The 7720-nt window shown below is 65.3% G+C and carries 7 protein-coding genes; 5 read left to right on the forward strand and 2 right to left on the reverse strand.

Annotation, left to right across the window (positions count from 1 at the left end; translation table 11 throughout):
• Window positions 1-2 precede the first annotated feature (2 nt).
• Both BMI01S_RS30325 and BMI01S_RS30330 read right to left on the reverse strand, forming a co-directional pair.
• Window positions 3-776: an electron transfer flavoprotein subunit beta/FixA family protein gene (locus BMI01S_RS30325; protein WP_028232956.1), complete on the reverse strand. Its 774-nt coding sequence runs from the start codon at window positions 774-776 to the stop codon at window positions 3-5.
• A 44-nt stretch (window positions 777-820) separates the two neighbouring features.
• Window positions 821-2008: an NAD(P)/FAD-dependent oxidoreductase gene (locus tag BMI01S_RS30330; protein ID WP_028232957.1), complete on the reverse strand. Its 1188-nt coding sequence runs from the start codon at window positions 2006-2008 to the stop codon at window positions 821-823.
• 289 nt (window positions 2009-2297) lie between these two features.
• Here BMI01S_RS30330 and BMI01S_RS30335 point away from each other — a divergent pair, with 289 nt between their 5' ends.
• The 5 genes from BMI01S_RS30335 to BMI01S_RS30355 all read left to right on the forward strand — a co-directional run.
• Window positions 2298-3107, forward strand: a complete 810-nt coding sequence (locus tag BMI01S_RS30335; RefSeq protein ID WP_161635583.1) for an N-formylglutamate amidohydrolase — start codon at window positions 2298-2300, stop codon at window positions 3105-3107.
• A gap of 540 nt (window positions 3108-3647) precedes the next feature.
• Window positions 3648-5033, forward strand: a complete 1386-nt coding sequence (gene glnT / locus BMI01S_RS30340) for a type III glutamate--ammonia ligase (protein ID WP_042291642.1) — start codon at window positions 3648-3650, stop codon at window positions 5031-5033.
• A gap of 12 nt (window positions 5034-5045) precedes the next feature.
• Window positions 5046-5954 (forward strand): class II glutamine amidotransferase, encoded by a 909-nt coding sequence (locus BMI01S_RS30345; protein WP_042291646.1) that lies wholly within the window; start codon window positions 5046-5048, stop codon window positions 5952-5954.
• Window positions 5942-6643: a GltB/FmdC/FwdC-like GXGXG domain-containing protein gene (locus tag BMI01S_RS30350; RefSeq protein ID WP_042291649.1), complete on the forward strand. Its 702-nt coding sequence runs from the start codon at window positions 5942-5944 to the stop codon at window positions 6641-6643. The genes BMI01S_RS30345 and BMI01S_RS30350 overlap by 13 nt, the downstream gene beginning before the upstream one ends.
• 26 nt (window positions 6644-6669) lie before the next feature.
• On the forward strand, window positions 6670-7720 hold a 1051-nt coding region (locus tag BMI01S_RS30355), incomplete at its 3' end, for an FMN-binding glutamate synthase family protein (protein WP_042291652.1).

Consider the following 7720-nt stretch of genomic DNA (forward strand, 5'->3'; position numbering starts at 1 on the left):
AGTCAAGCTCCCACGGTTTCGAATACGCGTCGATCGGCGAGCGCTGCGAGCAGCGCTTCGACGCCGTCCACCTTCACGCCGGGCTCGCGCACGGCCGGTTCGTTCAGTTTCAGCACGTGGCTATGGGCGTTCGACACGCCGCCGAGCCAGGCGGCTTCGCGCGTGGCGAGCGGCTTCTGCTTTGCCTTGACGATGCTCGGCAGCGTCACGCGGCGCGGTTCGGCCAGGCGCAGATCGGCGCTTACCACGGCGGGGCCGTCGAGCTGCCACGTCGCCGTGCCCGTATCGTCGCCGCAGTTCACGCGCCAGCCGCCGTCGATGGCGTCGAGCGCGCTCGCATTGAGCGCCTGCGGCCAGCCCAGCAGGGCGGCGAGCATTGCGGCTACGCCGCCCACGTCGCCGTCGATGGCCTGCTTGCCGCACAGCACGAGACCGTAATCGGCGTCCTTCATATGCGCCGCAATGAGGCGCGCGACGGCGAGCGAATCGAGCGTGGCCGTGGCTGCGTCCGTGTCGATGAGCACGGCATCATCGGCGCCCATCGCGAGGGCGGTGCGCAGTACGTCCTGGTGCGCGGGCAGCCCGCAGGTCAGCACCGTAACATGCGAGGCCACACTGGCTTCCTTCAGTTGCAGCGCTTTTTCGAGCGCGCATTCGTCGAACGGATTGAGCGACATTTTGAGCCCCGCCGTTTCGATGGCTCCGGCGGCGTTCACGCGGACGCGCACGTTCGGATCGACCACGCGCTTGACGGGCACCAGAATGCGGACAGTCATCAGTTGTCTCCTGTTTGCATGCGACAGCACATCGCGCGTTGGCGTTACGACACTGCGCCCAGACCGTACTTGCCGGTCAGCAGCGCGCCGCTTGCAAAGCGTTCGAGCGCGTACGGTTCGAGCGAGACGTCGGTGGGCAGACCCAGCGCGTGCTGCGCAAGCAGCTTGCCGATGCCAGGCGAGAGCTTGAAGCCATGGCCCGAGAAGCCGAAGCCCACCGTAAGGCCTGCCACGTCGGCAACGCTGCCGAGCACCGGGTTCCAGTCGGGCGTGACGTCGTACACGCCGGTCCACGAAGAAGCGAGGCCGGCGGCTTCGTAAGCGGGGAAGTGCTCAGCCACCTGCGCGCCCACTTCCGCAACATAGTCGAGCGAGATCTCGCCCTGTTCGGTCTCGGGCGCGTTGAGCGTTTCGCCTACCACGCCTTCGGAGACCAGCATCTGGCTGCCGCCGTAGCTGCGGAAATAGAGCATGCCCGGCGAGCCGAGGTCCTTGAACGCGGGCATCGCGAAGGTGTAGGGCGCGGCCTCGCATTCGAGCGCGAGCACGGTATGGCGCTCGGGCTTCACCGGCAGCGGCACGCCGATCCACTCGGCGAGTTCGGGCGTCCAGATGTTCTGCGTGCTGATTAGTGTGCCGCAGCCGAAGCGGCCTGCCGTCGTTTCCACGCCCACCACGCGGCGGCCTTCGCGCAGGAGGCCGGTTACGCGCACGCCTTCCATGATCTTTACGCCTTGGCGGCGCGCGGAGCGCGCGAAGCTCGTTGCGACGAGGTAGGCGTCGGCGAAACCGGCTTCGGGCTCGAAGCCGATCAGCGCGGCGTCGTCGAAGGTCGCGATCGGCAGGCGCGCCTGCGCCGCCTGGCGGTCGAGTACTTGCACTTCGATGCCCATGTCCTGCTGCGCGCGCAGCGAGGCGGCCAGCGGATCGAGCTTGTCACCTTCGGGCGCGCTGATCATATAGCCGCATTTGACGAGACCGCAGGAGGCTTCGTCGTCGCCGAGATAGTCGGCGAAATTGTTGAAGGCCCACCAGGACGCGCGGGCGAGTTCGACGTTCTGGCGCACCGAGTAATGCGTGCGCAGCAGCCCGGAGGACTGTGAGGTGGTGCCGGCGCCGATCGTGCCCTGATCGAGAACGAGAACGCTTTTCGCGCCGAGCGCGGCGAGATGGTGGGCGACGGATGCGCCAATCACACCGGCGCCGATCACGACATAGTCAAAGTGGCTCATGGGGCCCCCGTGGGTGAACGATGGGGCAAATTCTGCGTCCCCGGTGGGCGCCAATTTTCTGTATTAGACGAACTTATGGTTCACAACCGCGATCGCTGATCCTCCGCGTGTCTGCCGCCCAGGGCGGCATCATGCGGGGACCGGGCGCACGGCGGCCGGCGTCAGTCGCGCAGTCATTCGTGGAGCCCATCATGAGATCTGGCGAGGCGCCCATCGACCTCAACTTGACAGCCCTTCCTCGCGGTGTGAGAGGCGGGATCGATGAGGGGTGCACGAGAGGAGTATGAAGATGCCCGAACTATTCTCGCTGGAGCGCGGTGACACGCCTTTGGTCGTATCGATTCCGCATGTGGGCGCGTGGATTCCCCCGTCACTGCGCCATTTGTATACGGATGAAGCGCTCGCGGTCGCCGATACCAACTGGCATCTGGATCGTTTATGTGCCTTCGTGCGCGAGCCTGGCGCGACGTTGATCGGTGCGCGCGTGTCGCGCTATGTGATCGGAACCGGCCGCCCAACGATGAAAGCCGCTATCCGGGTCAGACGACGACGGGCCTGTACCGCGAGGAAACGTTCCGCGGCGAACCCGTCTACAGGCCTTTGCGCACCCGACGCGGCCGAGCGCGCTGCACGCGTCGCGCAATGGTGGCAGCCGTATCACGACGCACTCGCGGCCGAGCTTGCGCGGCTGCGCGAGCGTCACGCGAACGTGCTGCTGTGGGAGGCGCATTCGATCGCGAGCGTGCTGCCGCGCCTGTTCGACGACAAGCTGCCCGATCTCAACCTGGGCACGCAGGACGGGCGCACCTGCGCGGGCGCGGTGCGGCGGGCCGCAGTTGATGCGATGCAGGCGAGTCCTTTTACTTCGGTAGCGAACGGCCGCTTCAAGGGCGGCTACATCACGCGCAACTACGGCGCGCCGGAACGCGGGATTCATGCGGTTCAACTGGAGATGTGCCAGTCCACCTACATGAACGAACGCGCGCCTTTCGACTACGCGGTGGAACGTGCCGAAGCCATGCAGCCCACGCTTGCCCGCATGGTCGGTGCAACGCTCGACGCGGTGCGGGCGCTCGCACCAACGTCCGCGCTTTCATAAGTATTTCTGATACTCGAGCGTAAGCCCGCGTCCCGATTCAGTGCAGTGGCGCTCAGCAGGCAGGAAAACCGCGCACCGTCAGCAGGCAAACGGCAATGCGGGCGAATCAGGAGCGCGAGGCAGAGAGGGCTGGCGTGCCCGCGGCGTGTTTCTCAACAGGAATATTTGATTCATGTTGATAAACATGGCACGAACGTTGCGTAGAGGTAGCGCAGGAGAAATGGCGGGGCTTGCGGCTCATTTCGCAGTTCCTGGCTGATAGATGAAAATCGAAAGATAGCGTTTAAGTGGTGCTTTTCTGTCGTCCCCGTTTGCATGCATGGCCTCGTTCAAAGGCAGAACCGCAGCAGGCATCGGGCACGCGTGTGCGCCAGGTGTTTCATAGCAGGAAATTAAGTTGCATGTAGAGAACTTATGCGTGTGCGCAGTACGAGCGCGCGATTCGGCCACCCTTCCCCGCAACGGCCGAACCGCCTCGGTAACCGACATGAAGTCGGGCGCACCGCTCTTTCAACCGTGGATGAGTTGCAAGGAGTGAAGATGAATCTCAATGATGCAAAGCTGCCGGTCAACGAGCTGGGAAGCGTGCCGCGCTTTGGCTCGGCCGACGACGCTCAGCGCTGGCTCGCTCAGCAGGGCGTGAAGTACGTATTGGCGCAGTTCGTCGACATCCATGGTGTCGCAAAGGCCAAGTCGGTGCCGGTCGCGCATTTGAAGACGGTGCTCGAGGCGGGAGCGGGCTTCGCGGGATTCGCGATCTGGGGTGTCGGCATCGAGCCGAACGGCCCCGATTTCATGGCGGTCGGCGATCTCGCGACGCTCACGCCCGTGCCGTGGCAGCCGGGCCTCGCGCGCATCGTCTGCGACGGGCACGTGGATGGCGAGCCGTGGGCCTTCGATTCGCGCGTCACGCTCAAGCGCCAGGTCGCACGCCTGACCGAGCGCGGCTGGACCCTTTTCACGGGGCTCGAACCGGAATTCTCGCTGCTGCGCCGCTCCGCTGCCGGAACCCTCGAACCGTGCGACCCCAGCGACACGCTGGCGAAGCCGTGCTACGACTACAAGGGGCTGTCGCGCACGCGCGTGTTCCTCGAGCGGCTCACCGAAGCGCTGCGCGCGGTGGGCATCGACGTCTACCAGATCGATCACGAGGACGCCAACGGCCAGTTCGAGATCAACTACACGTACACCGACTGCCTGACGTCGTGCGATCACTACGTGTTCTTCAAGATGGCCGCGTCGGAGATCGCCAACGAACTGGGCATGATCTGCTCGTTCATGGCGAAGCCGTTCGCGAACCGGCCCGGCAATGGCATGCACATGCACGTTTCGATTGGCGACGGCAAGCGCAACCTGTTCGCCGACGCCACCGATCCGCTCGGCATGGGACTCTCAAAGCTTGGCTACCAGTTCACCGCGGGCCTGCTCAAGCATGCCCCCGCACTCACCGCGCTGTGCAACCCGACCGTCAACTCATACAAGCGCCTCGTGGTGGGGCGCTCGCTCACCGGCGCAACGTGGGCGCCCGCCTACGTGAGCTATGGCGACAACAACCGCTCGACCATGGTGCGCATGCCGGGCGAGCGCATCGAACTGCGTCTGCCGGACGGCTCCTGCAACCCGTATCTCGCAACGGCCGCCGTGATTGCGGCGGGCCTCGATGGCATCGAGAGTGAACTCGATCCAGGCACGCCCGCCAACGAAAACCTCTACGAGTGGTCGTCGGAGCGTCTTGCCGCGCACGGCATTGCGGTGTTGCCGCAAAACCTCGAGCAGGCGCTCGACGCGCTCGAAGCGGACACGCTGATCTGCGAGGCGCTCGGCCCGGTGGCGGGCGAGTTCCTCAAGCTCAAGCGCATGGAGTGGCTCGAATACATGCGGCACGTTTCCGACTGGGAACTCAAGAGCTACCTCGAATTTTTCTAAGGAGAACACACGATGTGCGGAATCGTAGGGTTGCTGGTGAAGACACCGGCGCTACGCGAGCGGCTCGGCGAGTTGATGGTGCCGATGCTGATCGGCATGACCGAGCGCGGACCCGATTCGGCGGGGCTCGCGGTGTTCGGCAGGGAAGTGGGGGCGAGCCAGCGCAAGCTGAGCCTCTACGCGGGCTTCACGGACGAGGGCGCGCAGTTTCCCTGGGCCGCGCTCGCCGACGCATTGAATGGTGCCATGGACGTCTCGGCGCGCTTCGACGTGAAGGGCAATCACGCCGTACTCACGGTTCAGGGCGACGCCGGGCGCGTGAAGGCGTGGTTGCGCGAGCATTATCCGAAGCTCTATCTGCTTTCCACCGGGCGCTCGATCGATCTCTACAAGGACATCGGCTCGCCCGCCGAGGTGGCCGCGCGCTACGACTTCGGGAATCTCAAAGGCTCGCACCTCGTCGGCCACACGCGCATGGCCACGGAATCGGCCGTCACGCCGGACCGCGCGCATCCGTTCACGGCAGGAGAGGACTTCTGCCTCGTGCACAACGGATCGCTGTCGAATCCGTATGGCGTGCGCCGCAAGCTGGAGCCGCTCGGCATCCACTTCGATACCGACAACGACACCGAAGCCGCATGCCGCTTTCTCGAATGGCGCCTGCGCGAAGGCGACCCGCTGCCCGACGCGCTGCAAAAGGGCTTCGAGGAGCTTGACGGCTTCTACACGTTCCTGATGGGCACGACGACGGAACTCGCGCTGATCCGCGATCCGTTCGCATGCAAGCCGGCCGTGGTCGCGGAGAACGACGACTACGTCGCGATCGCCTCCGAGTTTCGCTCGCTCGCGCATCTGCCCGATATCCGCAACGCGAAGGTCTTCGAACCCGCTCCCGAGGAGATGTACGTATGGAAAGCCTGAGTTTCGACCTCGCTTTCGACCTCGATGCGCGGACGGTCCGCGACCTGAACCAGTACCTGCACGGCGACGCTGCGGTGCTGGCAGGGCAGCGCATTGCCGTCACGTCGCCGAACGGGGCACACAACATCGCCGTGGGCGTGGACGCCGACCTGCACGTGACGATCCAGGGCCACGCGGGCTACTACGCCGGTGGCATGAACCAGCAGGCGACGATCGTGATCGAGGGGAGCGCGGGCACGGGCGTCGCCGAGAACATGATGAGCGGCAAGGTGCATGTGCGCGGCTTCGCTTCCAACGGCGCGGGCGCTTCCGCGCACGGCGGACTGCTCGTGATCGACGGCGATGCGGGTCTGCGCTGCGGCATCTCGCTCAAGGGCGGTGACATCGTGGTGGGCGGCTCCGTGGGCAGCTTCTCGGCCTTCATGGCGCAGGCGGGCCGCATGGTGATATGCGGCGACGCGGGCGACGCGCTGGGTGATTCGCTCTACGAAGCGGTGCTCTACGTGCGCGGCGAGGTGAAATCGCTCGGCGCGGACGCGCAGTACGAGCCGATGAGCGACGCCGATATCGACGCCGTGCGCACGTTGCTCGCGGCCGCCGGGCTGGACCACGACCCGTCGTCCTTCAAGCGGATCGCCTCCGCACGCACGCTCTATCACTGGAACGCAGACGCGAACCAGGAATATTGAACACACGCTCTCCGACAAGGTTCCCCATGGATGCCAAACCCGTTCAGTTCGTTCGTTTGCAGCACGAAGAGTCACATGGCTACGACCGCAAGACGATCGACTATATCCACTCGGCGGCGCAGCGAGGTCTCTATGAGATTCGCGGTCTGGGCGCGAAGCGCCACGTGCCGCATTTCGACGACCTGCTGTTTCTCGGCGCTTCGCTGTCGCGCTATCCGCTCGAAGGGTACCGCGAGAAGTGTTCGACCCAGACCGTGCTCGGCACCCGTTTCGCGAAGAAACCCGTCGTGCTGGATATTCCTGTCACGATCGCGGGCATGAGCTTCGGCGCGCTCTCTGCGAACGTCAAGGAGGCGCTCGGTCAGGCCGCGACGGCGATGGGCACGTCCACGACCACCGGCGACGGCGGCATGACCCAGGAGGAGCGCCGCTCGTCGAAGACGCTGGTTTATCAGTGCCTGCCCTCGCGCTACGGCTTCAATCCGAACGACGTCCGTCGTGCCGACGCCATCGAAATCGTGATCGGCCAGGGCGCCAAGCCGGGCGGCGGCGGCATGCTGCTGGGGCAGAAAGTCAATCCGCGCGTGGCGGCGATGCGCACCTTGCCGGCCGGCATCGACCAGCGCTCGGCGAGCCGCCATCCGGACTGGACCGGTCCCGACGACCTGGCGATCAAGATCCAGGAACTGCGCGAAATCACCGACTGGAACACGCCCGTGTATGTGAAGGTCGGGGCGACCCGCACGTTCAACGACGTCAAGCTCGCCGTGCATGCCGGCGCGGACGTGGTCGTGATCGACGGGATGCAGGGGGGCACCGCGGCCACGCAGACCTGCTTCATCGAGAACGTGGGGATTCCGACGCTGGCCGCGGTGCGCCAGGCGGTGGACGCGCTCGAAGATCTGAACATGAAAGGGCAGGTGCAGCTGATCGTATCGGGCGGCATACGGACGGGAGCCGACGTCGCCAAGGCGCTGGCGCTCGGCGCGGACGCCGTCGCGATCGGGCAGGGCATGCTGATGGCGCTCGGCTGCAACAGTGACAGCTATTTCCAGAACGGCGCACTGCATTCGGCGG

The sequence above is a fragment of the Paraburkholderia mimosarum LMG 23256 = NBRC 106338 genome, assembly GCF_000739815.1.
In the GTDB taxonomy this organism is placed as follows: Bacteria; Pseudomonadota; Gammaproteobacteria; order Burkholderiales; family Burkholderiaceae; genus Paraburkholderia; species Paraburkholderia mimosarum.

What these genes read in the sequence shown, in the direction of transcription:
- BMI01S_RS30335 (WP_161635583.1), top strand. Translation starts at nt 2,298, where the DNA reads ATGCCCGAACTATTCTCGCTGGAGCGCGGTGACACGCCTTTGGTCGTA.
- BMI01S_RS30325 (WP_028232956.1), bottom strand. Translation starts at nt 776, where the DNA reads ATGACTGTCCGCATTCTGGTGCCCGTCAAGCGCGTGGTCGATCCGAAC.
- BMI01S_RS30350 (WP_042291649.1), top strand. Translation starts at nt 5,942, where the DNA reads ATGGAAAGCCTGAGTTTCGACCTCGCTTTCGACCTCGATGCGCGGACG.
- BMI01S_RS30330 (WP_028232957.1), bottom strand. Translation starts at nt 2,008, where the DNA reads ATGAGCCACTTTGACTATGTCGTGATCGGCGCCGGTGTGATTGGCGCA.
- glnT (WP_042291642.1), top strand. Translation starts at nt 3,648, where the DNA reads ATGAATCTCAATGATGCAAAGCTGCCGGTCAACGAGCTGGGAAGCGTG.
- BMI01S_RS30345 (WP_042291646.1), top strand. Translation starts at nt 5,046, where the DNA reads ATGTGCGGAATCGTAGGGTTGCTGGTGAAGACACCGGCGCTACGCGAG.